8 protein-coding genes and 4 rRNA genes are annotated in these 17,682 nt (G+C 44.6%); 11 read left to right on the forward strand and 1 reads right to left on the reverse strand.

Annotated features, from left to right (window positions below):
• Positions 1–116: 116 nt before the first annotated feature.
• The 10 genes from glcT (at position 117) to ABE28_RS01855 (ending at position 14,860) form a co-directional block, all read left to right on the forward strand.
• Positions 117–959, forward strand: a complete 843-nt coding sequence (gene glcT, locus ABE28_RS01810; protein ID WP_064464235.1) for a glucose PTS transporter transcription antiterminator GlcT — start codon at positions 117–119, stop codon at positions 957–959.
• A 212-nt stretch (positions 960–1,171) separates the two neighbouring features.
• Positions 1,172–3,241: a glucose-specific PTS transporter subunit IIBC gene (gene ptsG / locus ABE28_RS01815; protein ID WP_064464237.1), complete on the forward strand. Its 2,070-nt coding sequence runs from the start codon at positions 1,172–1,174 to the stop codon at positions 3,239–3,241.
• Positions 3,242–3,613: 372 nt separating this feature from the next.
• Positions 3,614–5,164, forward strand: a 16S ribosomal RNA gene (locus ABE28_RS01820).
• A gap of 173 nt (positions 5,165–5,337) precedes the next feature.
• Positions 5,338–8,270 (forward strand): 23S ribosomal RNA (locus ABE28_RS01825).
• Positions 8,271–8,334: 64 nt separating this feature from the next.
• A 5S ribosomal RNA gene (gene rrf, locus ABE28_RS01830) occupies positions 8,335–8,450 on the forward strand.
• Together the 16S, 23S and 5S rRNA genes form the textbook arrangement of a ribosomal RNA operon.
• 833 nt (positions 8,451–9,283) lie before the next feature.
• Entirely contained in the window at positions 9,284–10,489 is a 1,206-nt protein-coding gene (locus ABE28_RS01835; protein ID WP_064463736.1) for an MFS transporter, read from the forward strand.
• 55 nt (positions 10,490–10,544) lie between these two features.
• Complete coding sequence (gene aroD, locus ABE28_RS01840; RefSeq protein ID WP_064463734.1) at positions 10,545–11,306, forward strand: type I 3-dehydroquinate dehydratase; 762 nt, start codon at positions 10,545–10,547, stop codon at positions 11,304–11,306.
• Between the two features lie 68 nt (positions 11,307–11,374).
• Positions 11,375–12,259, forward strand: coding sequence for a quinate/shikimate dehydrogenase (locus ABE28_RS01845; protein WP_064463732.1), 885 nt, complete (start codon positions 11,375–11,377; stop codon positions 12,257–12,259).
• A 255-nt stretch (positions 12,260–12,514) separates the two neighbouring features.
• The gene (locus ABE28_RS01850) at positions 12,515–13,723 is read left to right on the forward strand and encodes an MFS transporter (protein WP_064463731.1); all 1,209 of its coding nucleotides are present in this window, start codon (positions 12,515–12,517) and stop codon (positions 13,721–13,723) included.
• Positions 13,724–13,846: 123 nt separating this feature from the next.
• Complete coding sequence (locus tag ABE28_RS01855; protein WP_064463729.1) at positions 13,847–14,860, forward strand: LacI family DNA-binding transcriptional regulator; 1,014 nt, start codon at positions 13,847–13,849, stop codon at positions 14,858–14,860.
• 101 nt (positions 14,861–14,961) lie between these two features.
• On the opposite strand, the gene ABE28_RS01860 is transcribed toward ABE28_RS01855, so the two are convergent.
• Complete coding sequence (locus ABE28_RS01860; protein ID WP_064463727.1) at positions 14,962–15,519, reverse strand: shikimate kinase; 558 nt, start codon at positions 15,517–15,519, stop codon at positions 14,962–14,964.
• A 609-nt stretch (positions 15,520–16,128) separates the two neighbouring features.
• On the opposite strand from ABE28_RS01860, the gene ABE28_RS01865 reads away from it, so the two are divergent.
• Positions 16,129–17,679: ribosomal RNA gene (locus ABE28_RS01865) — 16S ribosomal RNA — on the forward strand.
• The last annotated feature ends 3 nt before the right edge of the window (positions 17,680–17,682 follow it).

Here is a 17,682-nt window from a genome sequence, read left to right on the forward strand (position 1 = left end):
GGGCTCTTCTTTCTGTTGTAAGAGAAAGGATATATCGTGTATAGTAAAGGGACTAAGCACTAAGTACTTTATCCTGTGGGCATAAGGCTGACTTTGTGAAAAAATGAGGGAGAAAAATGAGCGGTTTTATCGTTGAAAAGGTATTGAACAATAACGTGGTGATTGCCACGCACCCGTCGTACGGTGAAGTGGTCTCCATTGGAAAGGGCATAGGCTTCAACCGAAAGAAAGGCGAGGAGTTAAGTCCGCAACTTTTTGATAAAACGTTTGTTCTAAAAGATGTCAAGGAGCAGGAAAGTTACAAAAAACTTTTGCCGCAGATCGACCAAAATCTACAAGCTGCCATAATAGAATCCATTCATCTTATTGATGATCGAGTGTCAGGGAAACTCAATGAACATATACATGTCGGATTAACCGATCATTTGTTGTTCGCCCTTCAGCGTGTTTCGCAAGGAATGACTATCAAAAACCCATTTCTGAAAGAAACGATTACCCTCTATCCTTTTGAACATGATATCGCCGTCGATGTCATCGATTTAATTCAAGACAAGACAGGGATTGGCCTGCCGCAAGGGGAAATCGGTTTCATAACGCTTCACATTCATAGTGCAATAGCCAACAAGGACTTATCGGAAGTCAATCAGCATTCGCAATTGATCTACCATCTCATAAAAGTTGTTGAAGAACAGTTGGACGTACAAATAAATAAGGAAAGCATCGATTATTCCCGCTTGGTCCGTCACTTAAGATTCATGATAGAAAGGGTCCTGGCCGGGGAAAAAGTAGATGAACCAGAAAAAATCGCTTTGCTATTGAAAGAAGAATATCCTTTGTGCTACAATATCTCATGGAAGCTAATAAAAATTATGCAAAAGAAATTAGGTAAGCCGGTTTGTGATGCGGAAGCTGTCTATTTAACGATGCATATTCAACGATTACAAAAGAAAATAAAATAAAAATACATTATCTTACGTGTTACTGATTCGATCAGGCATAAGTGGGGAGAATGATTGTTGTGAAAAAGGGTATTATATACCTGATTTCATTTCAATCCTATCTTTGCTTATGCCTTTTTTGTATTGATGAAATGCTGCGTGGGAAGATGCATTCTATCGCCAAATGTAACCGTTTTTATTAGCGTGGGAATTTTTAAAGAGGAGGAAAATATATGTTTAAGAAGTTGTTTGGTGTGTTGCAAAAGATTGGTAAAGCTTTGATGCTACCTGTAGCCATTCTACCAGCGGCCGGAATCTTGCTTGCGTTTGGTAATGCGCTGCAAAACGAGACTTTGTTGGATATCGCCCCGTTCTTAGCGAGTGGCGGAGTTGAAATGGTTGCATCCGTCATGGAGAATGCCGGGAATATTATTTTTGGCAATCTTCCCTTGCTGTTTGCTGTTGGGGTCGCGATTGGGTTAGCTGGCGGAGATGGAGTTGCCGGACTTGCTGCTATTATAGGATTTTTGATCATGAATGTAACGATGGGGACAGTGCTTGGAATTGATGCTGTCGACATTAAGAACAATGGTGCGATGTATACGAATGTTCTTGGAATCCCAACATTGGGAACAGGTGTCTTTGGCGGTATCATTGTCGGTGTCATGGCTGCTTTTATGTATAATAAATTTTATGAAATTGAACTGCCTCCATATTTAGGATTCTTTGCGGGTAAACGGTTTGTACCGATTGCAACAGCTGTAAGTGCAGTTGTTCTTGGGCTGTTGATGATATTGGTTTGGCCGACTATACAGTCCGGTTTAAATGCCTTCTCTGAAAATATGTTAGGTGCCAACCTAACGCTTGGAGCATTTATATTCGGGGTAGTGGAACGTGCTTTAATCCCGTTTGGTTTGCATCATATCTTCTATTCTCCGTTTTGGTATGAATTTGGAAGCTATGTCAATTCAGCTGGTGTTGAGGTTAAAGGTGACCAACGTATTTTCATGGAACAAATCAAAGATGGTGTACAAAATCTAACGGCAGGTACCTTCATGACTGGTAAATATCCATTCATGATGTTCGGTTTACCAGCTGCGGCTTTAGCCATTTATCACGAGGCCAGACCGGAACGTAAGAAAATCGTCGGCGGATTGATGGCCTCTGCAGCACTTACGTCGTTCTTGACGGGGATTACGGAACCACTTGAATTTGCATTCTTATTTGTTGCGCCGGTACTTTTCGGTATCCACTGTGTATTTGCGGGTCTTTCTTTCATGACGATGCATTTACTTGATGTAAAAATCGGGATGACATTCTCGGGTGGATTGATTGACTATGTCTTGTTCGGTTTGATCAATCCGCAAACGAATGCATGGATTGTCATTCCAGTCGGTTTAGTTTTTGCGCTTATCTACTACTTCGGATTCAGGTTTGCCATCCGGAAATTCAACTTGAAAACTCCGGGACGTGAAGTGGAAGAAGAAGAGGACGCTGAAACTTCAGGATCTGCAAGTACAGCTGGAAGTCTGCCTGGTGATATCCTTGATGCCATGGGCGGAAAAGAAAATATCTCTCATTTAGACGCGTGTATCACTCGTCTTCGTGTATCTGTGAATGATATCGGCAGCGTCGATAAAAACAGGTTAAAGAAACTCGGAGCTGCTGGGGTTTTGGAAGTGGGCAATAATATCCAAGCTATCTTCGGACCGCGTTCGGAAACGATCAAGGGACAAATGAAAGATATCATGGATGGAAAAAGACCTCGTAAGGTTGAGGCCTCTCAAGAAAAAGGCGTCGAAAACCAAATCGAGGATATCATTCCGAAGCCGTTACGGACTGAAGGGGTAACTGATCACTTCGTTTCACCTATAAAAGGGGAATTGAAGCCGATTACGGAAGTGCCTGATGCAGTTTTTGCAGAGAAAATGATGGGGGATGGATTTGCCATCCTGCCACTTGAAGGGCTGGTTGTTTCCCCCGTGGATGGCACGATCGTTAATCTGTTCCCGACCAAGCATGCAATAGGCATCGTCTCCGATGCGGGACGTGAAATCTTGATTCATGTCGGAATCGATACGGTTAAGTTGGAAGGCAAAGGCTTTGAGGCGCTTGTCTCCCAAGGTGATAAGGTGAAAAGCGGGCAGCCGTTGCTTAAAGTTGATTTGGAGTATGTTAAAAATAATGCTGCTTCCATCATCACGCCAATCGTCTTTACGAATCTTTCCGAGGGGGAAAGCGTGAAGATTGAAAAGGCGGGTAAAGTAGATAGGGAAGAAGCGAACGTTATTTCCATTGAATAATGATGAAACAGGAGGGCGGCCGTCATGGCTACCCTCCTGTTTCATTTCATTTCATTTTATTTTTGGTAACGATTAAGCAGGAAGGATAACTTATAATAGAAGAAGATTGCAACTTCATAAAAAATGAAATATTTAATTGACTTGTCTTAGTTCCAATGATAATATATTAAATACACCGCTTGAGACATTAATATCATGTTTTAATAAACGAAACTTTTTGTTGACATGTTATTGAGAGGGTGTTATAATCATAAAGTTGCTAAAGCGACGATGTGATTGATTGCTCTTTGAAAACTGAACAAAACAAAGCGCCAACGTTAAATTTTAAGTGAGCACACACTATAAAAAAAGCAAATGAGCAAGTCAAACATTTCTTCGGAGAGTTTGATCCTGGCTCAGGACGAACGCTGGCGGCGTGCCTAATACATGCAAGTCGAGCGAATGGATGGGAGCTTGCTCCCTGAAGTTAGCGGCGGACGGGTGAGTAACACGTGGGCAACCTGCCTATAAGACTGGGATAACTTCGGGAAACCGGAGCTAATACCGGATACGTTCTTTTCTCGCATGAGGGAAGATGGAAAGACGGTTTACGCTGTCACTTATAGATGGGCCCGCGGCGCATTAGCTAGTTGGTGAGGTAATGGCTCACCAAGGCGACGATGCGTAGCCGACCTGAGAGGGTGATCGGCCACACTGGGACTGAGACACGGCCCAGACTCCTACGGGAGGCAGCAGTAGGGAATCTTCCGCAATGGACGAAAGTCTGACGGAGCAACGCCGCGTGAACGAAGAAGGCCTTCGGGTCGTAAAGTTCTGTTGTTAGGGAAGAACAAGTACCAGAGTAACTGCTGGTACCTTGACGGTACCTAACCAGAAAGCCACGGCTAACTACGTGCCAGCAGCCGCGGTAATACGTAGGTGGCAAGCGTTGTCCGGAATTATTGGGCGTAAAGCGCGCGCAGGTGGTTCCTTAAGTCTGATGTGAAAGCCCACGGCTCAACCGTGGAGGGTCATTGGAAACTGGGGGACTTGAGTGCAGAAGAGGAAAGTGGAATTCCAAGTGTAGCGGTGAAATGCGTAGAGATTTGGAGGAACACCAGTGGCGAAGGCGACTTTCTGGTCTGTAACTGACACTGAGGCGCGAAAGCGTGGGGAGCAAACAGGATTAGATACCCTGGTAGTCCACGCCGTAAACGATGAGTGCTAAGTGTTAGAGGGTTTCCGCCCTTTAGTGCTGCAGCTAACGCATTAAGCACTCCGCCTGGGGAGTACGGCCGCAAGGCTGAAACTCAAAGGAATTGACGGGGGCCCGCACAAGCGGTGGAGCATGTGGTTTAATTCGAAGCAACGCGAAGAACCTTACCAGGTCTTGACATCCTCTGACAACCCTAGAGATAGGGCGTTCCCCTTCGGGGGACAGAGTGACAGGTGGTGCATGGTTGTCGTCAGCTCGTGTCGTGAGATGTTGGGTTAAGTCCCGCAACGAGCGCAACCCTTGATCTTAGTTGCCAGCATTCAGTTGGGCACTCTAAGGTGACTGCCGGTGACAAACCGGAGGAAGGTGGGGATGACGTCAAATCATCATGCCCCTTATGACCTGGGCTACACACGTGCTACAATGGATGGTACAAAGGGCTGCGAACCTGCGAAGGTAAGCGAATCCCATAAAGCCATTCTCAGTTCGGATTGCAGGCTGCAACTCGCCTGCATGAAGCCGGAATCGCTAGTAATCGCGGATCAGCATGCCGCGGTGAATACGTTCCCGGGCCTTGTACACACCGCCCGTCACACCACGAGAGTTTGTAACACCCGAAGTCGGTGAGGTAACCTTCATGGAGCCAGCCGCCTAAGGTGGGACAGATGATTGGGGTGAAGTCGTAACAAGGTAGCCGTATCGGAAGGTGCGGCTGGATCACCTCCTTTCTAAGGATAATACGAGTGCGCTTTTGTTTTGTTCAGTTTTGAATGAGTAATTCATTCAATCACGGAAGAAGCATCACGTTGTGATGGGTTCTTTCCACTTTGTTCCTTGAAAACTAGATAATAGATAGAAGGCAATTAATTTTTTTAAAAAGCATCTGTAAGACTTTTTTAACGGTTAAGTTAGAAAGGGCGCACGGTGAATGCCTTGGCACTAGGAGCCGATGAAGGACGGGACTAACACCGATATGCTTCGGGGAGCTGTAAGTAAGCTTTGATCCGGAGATTTCCGAATGGGGAAACCCACTGTTCGTAATGGAACAGTATCTTTACCTGAATACATAGGGTACTGAAGGCAGACCCGGGGAACTGAAACATCTAAGTACCCGGAGGAAGAGAAAGCAAATGCGATTTCCTGAGTAGCGGCGAGCGAAACGGAATTAGCCCAAACCAAGAGGCTTGCCTCTTGGGGTTGTAGGACACTCAACATGGAGTTACAAAGGAACGGGGTAAATGAAGTGATCTGGAAAGGTCCGTCAAAGAAGGTAAAAACCCTGTAGTTGAAACTTCGTTCCCTCCTGAGTGGATCCTGAGTACGGCGGGACACGAGAAATCCCGTCGGAAGCAGGGAGGACCATCTCCCAAGGCTAAATACTCCCTAGTGACCGATAGTGAACCAGTACCGTGAGGGAAAGGTGAAAAGCACCCCGGAAGGGGAGTGAAATAGATCCTGAAACCGTGTGCCTACAAGTAGTCAGAGCCCGTTAATGGGTAATGGCGTGCCTTTTGTAGAATGAACCGGCGAGTTACGATTTCATGCGAGGTTAAGTTGATGAGACGGAGCCGCAGCGAAAGCGAGTCTGAATAGGGCGAATGAGTATGAGGTCGTAGACCCGAAACCAGGTGATCTACCCATGTCCAGGGTGAAGTTCAGGTAACACTGAATGGAGGCCCGAACCCACGCACGTTGAAAAGTGCGGGGATGAGGTGTGGGTAGCGGAGAAATTCCAATCGAACCTGGAGATAGCTGGTTCTCTCCGAAATAGCTTTAGGGCTAGCCTCAAGATGAGAGTATTGGAGGTAGAGCACTGATTGGACTAGGGGCCCCCAACGGGTTACCGAATTCAGTCAAACTCCGAATGCCAAATACTTATTCTTGGGAGTCAGACTGCGAGTGATAAGATCCGTAGTCGAAAGGGAAACAGCCCAGACCACCAGCTAAGGTCCCAAAGTATACGTTAAGTGGAAAAGGATGTGGAGTTGCTTAGACAACCAGGATGTTGGCTTAGAAGCAGCCACCATTTAAAGAGTGCGTAATAGCTCACTGGTCGAGTGACTCCGCGCCGAAAATGTACCGGGGCTAAACGTATCACCGAAGCTGTGGATTGACACCATTAGGTGTCGATGGTAGGAGAGCGTTCTAAGGGCGTTGAAGTCAGACCGGAAGGACTGGTGGAGCGCTTAGAAGTGCGAATGCCGGTATGAGTAGCGAAAGAAGGGTGAGAATCCCTTCCACCGAATGCCTAAGGTTTCCTGAGGAAGGCTCGTCCGCTCAGGGTTAGTCGGGACCTAAGCCGAGGCCGAAAGGCGTAGGCGATGGACAACAGGTTGATATTCCTGTACCACCTATACATCGTTTGAACGATGGGGGGACGCAGAAGGATAGGGTAAGCGCGCTGTTGGATATGCGCGTCCAAGCAGTTAGGCCGGAAACGAGGCAAATCCCGTTTCCATCAAGGCGGAGCTGTGATGGCGAGGGAAATATAGTACCGAAGTTCCTGATTCCACGCTGCCAAGAAAAGCCTCTAGTGAGATGTAAGGTGCCCGTACCGCAAACCGACACAGGTAGGCGAGGAGAGAATCCTAAGGTGTGCGAGAGAACTCTCGTTAAGGAACTCGGCAAAATGACCCCGTAACTTCGGGAGAAGGGGTGCTTTTTAGGGTGAATAGCCCAGAAAAGCCGCAGTGAATAGGCCCAGGCGACTGTTTAGCAAAAACACAGGTCTCTGCGAAGCCGCAAGGCGAAGTATAGGGGCTGACACCTGCCCGGTGCTGGAAGGTTAAGGGGAGAGGTTAGCGCAAGCGAAGCTTTGAACCGAAGCCCCAGTAAACGGCGGCCGTAACTATAACGGTCCTAAGGTAGCGAAATTCCTTGTCGGGTAAGTTCCGACCCGCACGAAAGGTGTAACGATCTGGGCACTGTCTCAACGAGAGACTCGGTGAAATTATAGTACCTGTGAAGATGCAGGTTACCCGCGACAGGACGGAAAGACCCCGTGGAGCTTTACTGCAGCCTGATATTGAATTTTGGTACAGCTTGTACAGGATAGGTAGGAGCCTGAGAAGCCGGAGCGCTAGCTTCGGTGGAGGCGTTGGTGGGATACTACCCTGGCTGTATTGAAATTCTAACCCGCGCCCCTTATCGGGGTGGGAGACAGTGTCAGGTGGGCAGTTTGACTGGGGCGGTCGCCTCCTAAAGAGTAACGGAGGCGCCCAAAGGTTCCCTCAGAATGGTTGGAAATCATTCGTAGAGTGTAAAGGCACAAGGGAGCTTGACTGCGAGACCTACAAGTCGAGCAGGGACGAAAGTCGGGCTTAGTGATCCGGTGGTTCCGCATGGAAGGGCCATCGCTCAACGGATAAAAGCTACCCCGGGGATAACAGGCTTATCTCCCCCAAGAGTCCACATCGACGGGGAGGTTTGGCACCTCGATGTCGGCTCATCGCATCCTGGGGCTGTAGTCGGTCCCAAGGGTTGGGCTGTTCGCCCATTAAAGCGGTACGCGAGCTGGGTTCAGAACGTCGTGAGACAGTTCGGTCCCTATCCGTCGCGGGCGCAGGAAATTTGAGAGGAGCTGTCCTTAGTACGAGAGGACCGGGATGGACGCACCGCTGGTGTACCAGTTGTCTTGCCAAAGGCATAGCTGGGTAGCTACGTGCGGACGGGATAAGTGCTGAAAGCATCTAAGCATGAAGCCCCCCTCAAGATGAGATTTCCCATGGCGCAAGCTAGTAAGATCCCTGAAAGATGATCAGGTTGATAGGTCAGAGGTGGAAGCGTGGCGACATGTGGAGCTGACTGATACTAATAGATCGAGGACTTAACCAACGCTTTTCAAAAAATGAAATACCTTCTTATTATCTAGTTTTGAAGGAACAACGTTCCTGATATGTTTGGTGGCGATAGCGAAGAGGTCACACCCGTTCCCATTCCGAACACGGCAGTTAAGCTCTTCAGCGCCGATGGTAGTTGGGGGTCTCCCCCTGTGAGAGTAGGACGCCGCCAAGCCCATTCAAAAAGATCAGCCATCCGGCTGGTCTTTTTTTCGTTATGATAGGATGATTTGTGAAATTGGAGGAAAATCAGTAGTTTAATTCGGCCTAGAAGCAATAATCGACTCAGTCAGCAATTAATTCGACCCCAATCAACAATAATTCGTCCCAAGCAGCAATTAATCCGACCTAATATGCAATAATTCGTCCCGATCAGCAATTAATCCGACCTACCAGCGATTTGGACCTACCGCAACCAAATCGATGCAAAATTGGATATAAGTTAACTGCCTTTCATTTATTTTAGTTAAAAAGTAATTTATTCAGTATTTGGAAAAGAAAATTGCTTATGGAAACACCAAAATAGTATAGAAGGCGAGAATTATCATGATTCTGAAGACAAAGAGGAGCATGGAGCTACCCTCAAATAGTAAAGGATGGTGCAAGTATAGCGTTTAAGGCGAGACCAAGGACTTTTTCATAGGTTTGACACAATTAAATTAGAGCAGTATAATAACTCAGGTAGAACGATATACTTAATAAAGTTAACAGATCCTTTTTTGGTACCCTTTATCCAATGGATTTTGAAATAAGGTTAGTAGAACGATATACCAAATGGAAACTTCGTTAGTAGAACGATATACTAATAAAAATGAATATTTAGTAGAACGATATACTAATTACTAACAACCAACTACTAACAACCAAGAAATCGTTAACTAAATACAGTTTATCGTTTTAGTCGCACGTAATTTGTTTCCTGAATTCATTATATGGGGCAAGGGGAAACTTCTGAACGATTTAAGAATCAAATTACATTTGAATAACTATCATAGGGGTGTGTGTTTCATGAAAAATCCATTTATAAAAATGGCAACAGGTTTATATATTAGCTATTTTATTTTGGGGATGATCAATGTCATCATCGGATCGAATATGGAGAACTTATCGGAGCAATTGAATACAAGTGCTTCAAGTATTAGTTACTTGGTCTCTGCTATAGGAATCGGTAAGTTGGTTTCATTATTTTTTGCTGGTAGACTGTCGGATAAATTAGGAAGGAAGCCATTTGTCGTTGCAGCATCTTTTATCTACCTAATCTTCCTCGTGGGCATTCCTTTGGCTCCTAACTATACGTTGGCATTCATATTCGCCATATGTGCTGGTATGGCAAACTCATTTTTAGATGCAGGTACGTATCCTGCACTTATCGAAGCGTTTCAAAAGAAAGCGGGATCCGCTACTGTTTTAATAAAAGCGTTCGTTTCCGTCGGGGCGGCCTTGCTTCCATTCATCATGGCATTCTTCATCGCCAGAGATATGTTTTATGGATATACATTTTTCTTAATGGCTGCTGTATATCTCGTTAATGGATTTTTCTTGCTTAAGGTTTCATTCCCGAACCATAAAGCACCGATTAATAACAAAAATGATGAGCAAGTTGCAACGGTTCAATACCAGTTCCTTTCAAAACCTAAGTTCGCTCAGGAAGGGGTGGCGGTCGTCCTTTTAGGATTCACTTCAACAGCTTTATTCATGCTTGTTCAAGTTTGGCTGCCGAATTTTGGACAAGAGGTATTGGGGCTAACCCAGGCCAAGGCTGTTCAATTGCTCAGTTACTATAGCATTGGCTCCCTTGTTTCCGTCATTTTACTGGCAGTACTATTAAATAAGGTAATAAAACCAATTACCGTCATGATCATTTATCCAATCATAGCTGCATTATCTTTATTATCTCTCATTTACATCGAGCAGCCATTGATGACTGTTTTGAGCACTTTCTTCATCGGACTTTCAACTGCAGGAGTGTTCCAGCTAGCCATGACAATAATTACTGAATTCTTCCCAGCAAAAAAGGGGACGATTACTTCATATGTAAACATCGCGGCAAGTTCTGCTTTTATTATCATTCCTTTCGTTACAGGGATCATTTCCAAGAGCGCGGGTTTAACTGCAGTCTTCTTATTCGACGTTGCGATTGCGGTAATTAGCTTTCTATTGGCCGTATTTGTAGCTTATCGATATAAAAAAGTAATTAAGGTTTCGTCCAATTAAGAAGTCGAGCCATCAATCACATAACAGTTGTTAATGATATAAGGGGGAAATAACGATGCAAAACATCACCATCAAGGACGTAACGATTGGCGAAGGGGCACCTAAGATCATCGTTCCACTAATGGGGACAACGAGGGAAGAGCTGCTTATAGAAGTAGAAACGGTAAATGCATTAGCGCCGGATATCATAGAATGGCGAGCGGATGTTTATGATCAGGTTGAAAACTTAGAGGACGTTTCCGAAATGATTACTGAACTTAAGCGTGCTTTGCCAAGTACCCTGCTTCTTTTCACTTTCAGAAGCCATAAAGAAGGCGGAAACAAGGAAATCACTGATGATCTTTATTTTAGCCTGCTTCATACAGCCATCATAACAAAGGCTATCGACCTCGTTGACGTAGAGTTATTTTTTGAGGAATCTGCAGTAAAAGAGACAGTGAAGATAGCAGAAGAAAATGGAGTCTACGTAATTATGTGTAACCATGACTTCGATAAAACACCGGATAAGGAAGAAATCATTTACCGCTTGCGTAAAATGCAGGAACTTGGAGCTCATATTCCAAAAATTGCAGTAATGCCTCAAGGCGTTGAAGATTTACTCGTTTTATTGGATGCAACCCATACGATGAGAACAAAATATGCGGACAGGCCGTTCATTACGATGTCTATGTCAGGTACAGGTCTTGTCAGTCGATTGGCTGGTGCGGTGTTTGGTTCTGCATGTACATTTGGTGCTGGAAAAGAAGCGTCTGCACCTGGACAAATTCCAGTGAGTCAATTAAGAAGTGTATTGGAAATCATCGATCAAAATATTTAATTCATTAAAATTTCTTCCAAGAAGGAATTTATATATAAATTCAATAAAAACATCAGGGGGAATCAAACATGGAAAATTTAGCACGCATCAATGGGAAAACGGAATTAGTCGGTTTACTGGCAACACCTATCGGACATTCTTTATCACCCGCCATGCATAATATGGCTTTCGATAAATTGGGATTGAATTGCGCCTATTTAGCTTTTGAAGTAGGAAATGAAAAACTTGAAGATGCTGTGAAAGGAATGCGCGCATTAAATGTAAAAGGGTTTAACGTATCCATGCCGAATAAAATGAAAATCCTTCCTTACCTCGATGAATTGGCAGATAGCGCCAAATTCTCAGGAGCCGTTAATACGGTTGTCAATATCGATGGGAAATTCGTCGGTCACAGTACGGATGGAATGGGCTATACACGGAACCTGAAAGAACATGGTATTGATATTAAAGGAAAGAAAATGACGCTTATTGGTTCTGGCGGGGCAGCCACACCTATCGCTATTCAATCAGCATTGGAAGGAATTGCTGAAATCAGTATTTTTGCACGTGATGATGCTTTCTTCCCGCAAGCGGAGGAGAATGTACGAATCATCAATGAAGATATGAAGCATTTAAACGTGAAAGCTAACGTATACCCTCTAGAAAATGTTGAACGATTAAGAGCTGAAATATTAACTAGTGATATTTTGGCAAATGGTACAGGCGTTGGAATGAAGCCGCTTGAAGGGTTAAGCGTCATTCAAGACGAGTCAATGTTACGCCCTGATTTAATCGTAACCGACGTTGTTTACATTCCGCGCAAGTCCAAACTGATGGAACAAGCCGAAGCTGCTGGCGCTACTGCCATTAATGGTCTTGGAATGATGCTTTGGCAGGGTGCATTGGCCTTTGAATTATGGACTGGCCAACAGATGCCCGTCGATTATATTAAAGAGCAACTGTTTGCAGAATAAGGAGACTTCAATTCCGGATCGTCCTCCATTTTATCGTAATTGGGGTTTTTGATACTTGCGGTGCAGTAAACGATTAGGGTAAACCTCGGAGCTAAGAAAAACAAGGGATTGAAATGCCTTGTTTTTCTTAGCATTTTTTTTTGAAAGTGGTTTTTCAATTAAATGGATACCATATAGGGGAGACTTATATACCTGTATTTTTGGGTGTAAGCATTATAGGGGAGTAATATCATTGTGATTTATAGGGGTGTAATAATGAAAAATCAGTATTATAAAGCGGCATCAGGCTTATATATTAACTACTTTCTACTTGGGATGGTCAATATAATCCTAGCCTCGAACATGTCCTCATTGACCGAACAATGGAATACGGATTCTACTGGCATCAGTTATCTCATTGCTGCAATAGGTATTGGGAGATTACTTACGTATGGGCTCTCGGGAGTGCTGTCAGACAAATTCGGCAGGAAGCCATTAATCATTGTCTCTTCAATCTTAATGGGAGTTTTTTTGCTTGGTATTCCATTTTCATCCACATATGAAATGGCGTTTGCATTTGCGTTACTAGCGGGTGTCTCCAACTCAGCCATGGATGCAGGCACTTATCCGGCATTAACGGAAATGTTTCCTAAATCGGCTGGTTCAGCCAGTGTCATGGTAAAGGCATTTGGCTCACTTGGTGCAACCATCCTACCGTTCATCATCTTATTTCTTTCCAACAATAACTTATTTTATGGCTTTGCCTTTTTAATTCCTGCTGCCATCTATTTCATTAATATGTTTGTTATAATTTCCGCTTCATTTCCGAAAAGCAAATCCGATACTGCTAGCAGTGAAGGAGATTTTCAAATGAGCCGCTTCATCTCCGAGCCTGAATTTTGGGGTGAAGGGCTGGCGCTGATCATAATTGGATTTACATCGACTGCACTATTTACGGTTTCACAAATCTGGTTACCGAGCTACGGTTACGAAGTCGCAGGGATGTCCCATGCAGGGTCGATTAAATTATTGAGCTATTATAGTGTCGGGTCACTCATTTCAGTCTTGTTATTGTCCATTTTATTAAACAAATGGGTCAAACCAGTGTGGGTGATCTTACTTTACCCAATGATTACGTTACTTACAGTCATCATTATCTTAAAAGTCCATACACCCATCGTCCTAATAATCACTTCCTTTTTCCTGGGCGCCTCAACAGCTGGGATATTTCAATTAAGCATTGCCATCATGACTGAACTTTTCTGGAGGAGAAAAGGAACCGTAACAGGGATCGTTGCGACGGCCTCCAGTTTGGCAAGTGTCATTTTGCCAATTGCAACAGGGCTAATTGCCAAGGGCGGGGATATATCGCATATATTTTTCTTCGATTGCTTTATTGCAACTCTGGGCATTCTGGCTGCAGCATTTGTTAATTATCGATATAGAAAATTGACACGGCATGAGATGACCAGGAACCATGTGTAATGATGGGGGACTGAAAACCTTATGTTCCAAGGGTATGCTAATGCCAGTAACTATATTATTATTATAGTAAGAACATGATATGAATATATACATTAAAAATACATTCAAGATGGTGATGGAACTATGAAGCAATCAAAAAAAGGGCGGGTCACATTGCAACAGGTGGCTAAACATGCTGGTGTGTCCACTTCCACGGCATCCCTTATTGTTCGCAATAATCCGCGGATCTCGGATGCGACACGAAAAAAGGTCTTGAAATCGATGCAGGAACTTGGCTATGTGTACGACAGAGTTGCCGCGAATTTAAGGTCACAAAGTTCTGATACGGTGGGAATCATTATTACCGACATTTCGAATACCTTTTTCTCTGAATTTCTGATTGGTGTTCATGACGCATTGGATGAAGTCGGTTACACGGTGTTACTTGGGACAACATTCGATTCGGTTACCAAGCAAGACCATCTCCTTTCAACGATGCTGGAACATAGGGTTGGAGGGTTAATTCTGTGTCCTGTCTCTGAGAGTACACAGGAGACGGTGGATCGATTAAATGAAATTGACACGCCGATGGTTCTTGCGGTTAGAGAATTGCCTGGAGTGAATAGCGACTATGTTGGAATCAATTATCCAGAAGGTGCCCGAATTGCCGTTGATCATCTTATAGAGAAGGGGCATAAAAGAATTGCACTGCTTGGGGGCATCAGGGAATCTTCAACATGGATCGAAAGAATGGAGGGGTATCGTAAAGCACTTTCAAGTGCGGGTCTGGAAGTGGATGAATCGTTAATGATAGATAGTGCACCGACACGTGAGGGTGGCTTGGAGGCTGTATTGAAAGTACTTGAAAATCCTGAACCTCCAACTGCCATCTTTTGCTTTAGCGACTTAATTGCTTTTGGCGTCATGCAAGGATTAAGGATGAAAGGATTTACTCCTGGAAAGGATATGGATATCGTAGGGTTCGATAATGTTCCAGTAGCAGAGATCTATCATCCTCCTTTAACGACCATTTCTTCATTTCCTAGACGTACGGGAAAAGAGGCAGCAAATCTTTTGTACCAGCAAATGGAAAAAATCAAACGTGAGCAGCAGCGCATCATATTAACTCCGGAATTGATTGTCAGGGAGTCTTCCTAATACCGAATAATGAAAAGATACGGGGGTGGTAAACAGCCGCTGTATCCTTTTCATCTTTTTAGCACTCTCTTATGCGGGATTTTCATAACGTCAAGATGTAATTATTTCAGCGGTTCATAAATATCCCAAGCGACCTTTAGCGAATCAACAATGAAGTCTGCCACTTCGTCCACATCAAGGTCATTCGTATTCACTTTTGAATGATGATAGGAGTAAATTTCCTGCCTGGTGTAAAAAAGCTCTTCGATTTCTTCAAGCGTACGGCTTTGTAAAACCGGTCTGCTATCAATAAGCAAGCCTATTCTCTCTTTCCAATAGTCCCAAGATAAATCGAGGTAGAAAACAATGCAGTTGGATAAACAGATATTCCGTATATCCTCCTGTAAAAATGCCCCGCCGCCTACGGAAATTATTTTCAATTGTTGTTTACTAAAGCTATCTATCATGCTTTTTTCTTTTTCTCGAAAAACTTTTTCACCAAACGTTTTAAAGATTTCTGTAGTGGGCATATTGAATTCCTTTTCAATCTCCCGATCTATATCCACAAAATCCCTATATAGCTTCTGCGCCACCTTTTGACCGATTGTCGTTTTTCCAACCCCCATAAAACCAATAAAAACGATACTTTGCATCCTCAAAGATGTGTTTTTATTAATCATTTATAAATCCCTCTCCCAACTATTTTTATAATGATTAAAAGCCTATCCTGAAATTTTTAAAATAAATTTATTATAGTACAAGAAAGTAAAATTGTAAAAAATATTTTTTAATATTTGGACAAAGAGAGGGATGCTCCTGAGGTTTTAATCCTTGAAGTGTTCGGTGGATAAAATGAAAAGATTAACGTTGGCTTTTTGCGATGGAGCTAAAGGGCTTGAAGGATTACCTTTATAGCTGCTATATATTGAATAAATAAATGACTAAGAAATCGCTTGAAAACTAGTTGACTTTAATGGGGAAAAGGATTAATATAAAAAAGCACTACAACTTCATCCCTTTTGGTAGACTACTGAAAGAAATAAAAACTGTTGACTTCTTACTATGAAAATGATAAGATGAAATGGTCGCTGAGAAACACAGCGATTTAAAATAAGTTAAAAACTTCGCAGAAGTTGACAACTAATCAATAGCGTGTTATGATGAATCAGTAAGCCGCCAAGTGAGGCGATTACGAAATTGCTCTTTGAAAACTGAACAAAACAAAGCGCCAACGTTAAATTTTAAGTGAGCACACACTATCAAAAAAGCAAATGAGCAAGTCAAACATTTCTTCGGAGAGTTTGATCCTGGCTCAGGACGAACGCTGGCGGCGTGCCTAATACATGCAAGTCGAGCGAATGGATGGGAGCTTGCTCCCTGAAGTTAGCGGCGGACGGGTGAGTAACACGTGGGCAACCTGCCTATAAGACTGGGATAACTTCGGGAAACCGGAGCTAATACCGGATACGTTCTTTTCTCGCATGAGAGAAGATGGAAAGACGGTTTACGCTGTCACTTATAGATGGGCCCGCGGCGCATTAGCTAGTTGGTGAGGTAATGGCTCACCAAGGCGACGATGCGTAGCCGACCTGAGAGGGTGATCGGCCACACTGGGACTGAGACACGGCCCAGACTCCTACGGGAGGCAGCAGTAGGGAATCTTCCGCAATGGACGAAAGTCTGACGGAGCAACGCCGCGTGAACGAAGAAGGCCTTCGGGTCGTAAAGTTCTGTTGTTAGGGAAGAACAAGTGCCAGAGTAACTGCTGGCACCTTGACGGTACCTAACCAGAAAGCCACGGCTAACTACGTGCCAGCAGCCGCGGTAATACGTAGGTGGCAAGCGTTGTCCGGAATTATTGGGCGTAAAGCGCGCGCAGGTGGTTCCTTAAGTCTGATGTGAAAGCCCACGGCTCAACCGTGGAGGGTCATTGGAAACTGGGGGACTTGAGTGCAGAAGAGGAAAGTGGAATTCCAAGTGTAGCGGTGAAATGCGTAGAGATTTGGAGGAACACCAGTGGCGAAGGCGACTTTCTGGTCTGTAACTGACACTGAGGCGCGAAAGCGTGGGGAGCAAACAGGATTAGATACCCTGGTAGTCCACGCCGTAAACGATGAGTGCTAAGTGTTAGAGGGTTTCCGCCCTTTAGTGCTGCAGCTAACGCATTAAGCACTCCGCCTGGGGAGTACGGCCGCAAGGCTGAAACTCAAAGGAATTGACGGGGGCCCGCACAAGCGGTGGAGCATGTGGTTTAATTCGAAGCAACGCGAAGAACCTTACCAGGTCTTGACATCCTCTGACAACCCTAGAGATAGGGCGTTCCCCTTCGGGGGACAGAGTGACAGGTGGTGCATGGTTGTCGTCAGCTCGTGTCGTGAGATGTTGGGTTAAGTCCCGCAACGAGCGCAACCCTTGATCTTAGTTGCCAGCATTCAGTTGGGCACTCTAAGGTGACTGCCGGTGACAAACCGGAGGAAGGTGGGGATGACGTCAAATCATCATGCCCCTTATGACCTGGGCTACACACGTGCTACAATGGATGGTACAAAGGGCTGCGAACCTGCGAAGGTAAGCGAATCCCATAAAGCCATTCTCAGTTCGGATTGCAGGCTGCAACTCGCCTGCATGAAGCCGGAATCGCTAGTAATCGCGGATCAGCATGCCGCGGTGAATACGTTCCCGGGCCTTGTACACACCGCCCGTCACACCACGAGAGTTTGTAACACCCGAAGTCGGTGAGGTAACCTTCATGGAGCCAGCCGCCTAAGGTGGGACAGATGATTGGGGTGAAGTCGTAACAAGGTAGCCGTATCGGAAGGTGCGGCTGGATCACCTCCTTTCTA

The sequence above is a fragment of the Peribacillus muralis genome (assembly GCF_001645685.2).
GTDB classification, from domain to species: domain Bacteria; phylum Bacillota; class Bacilli; order Bacillales; family DSM-1321; genus Peribacillus; species Peribacillus muralis_A.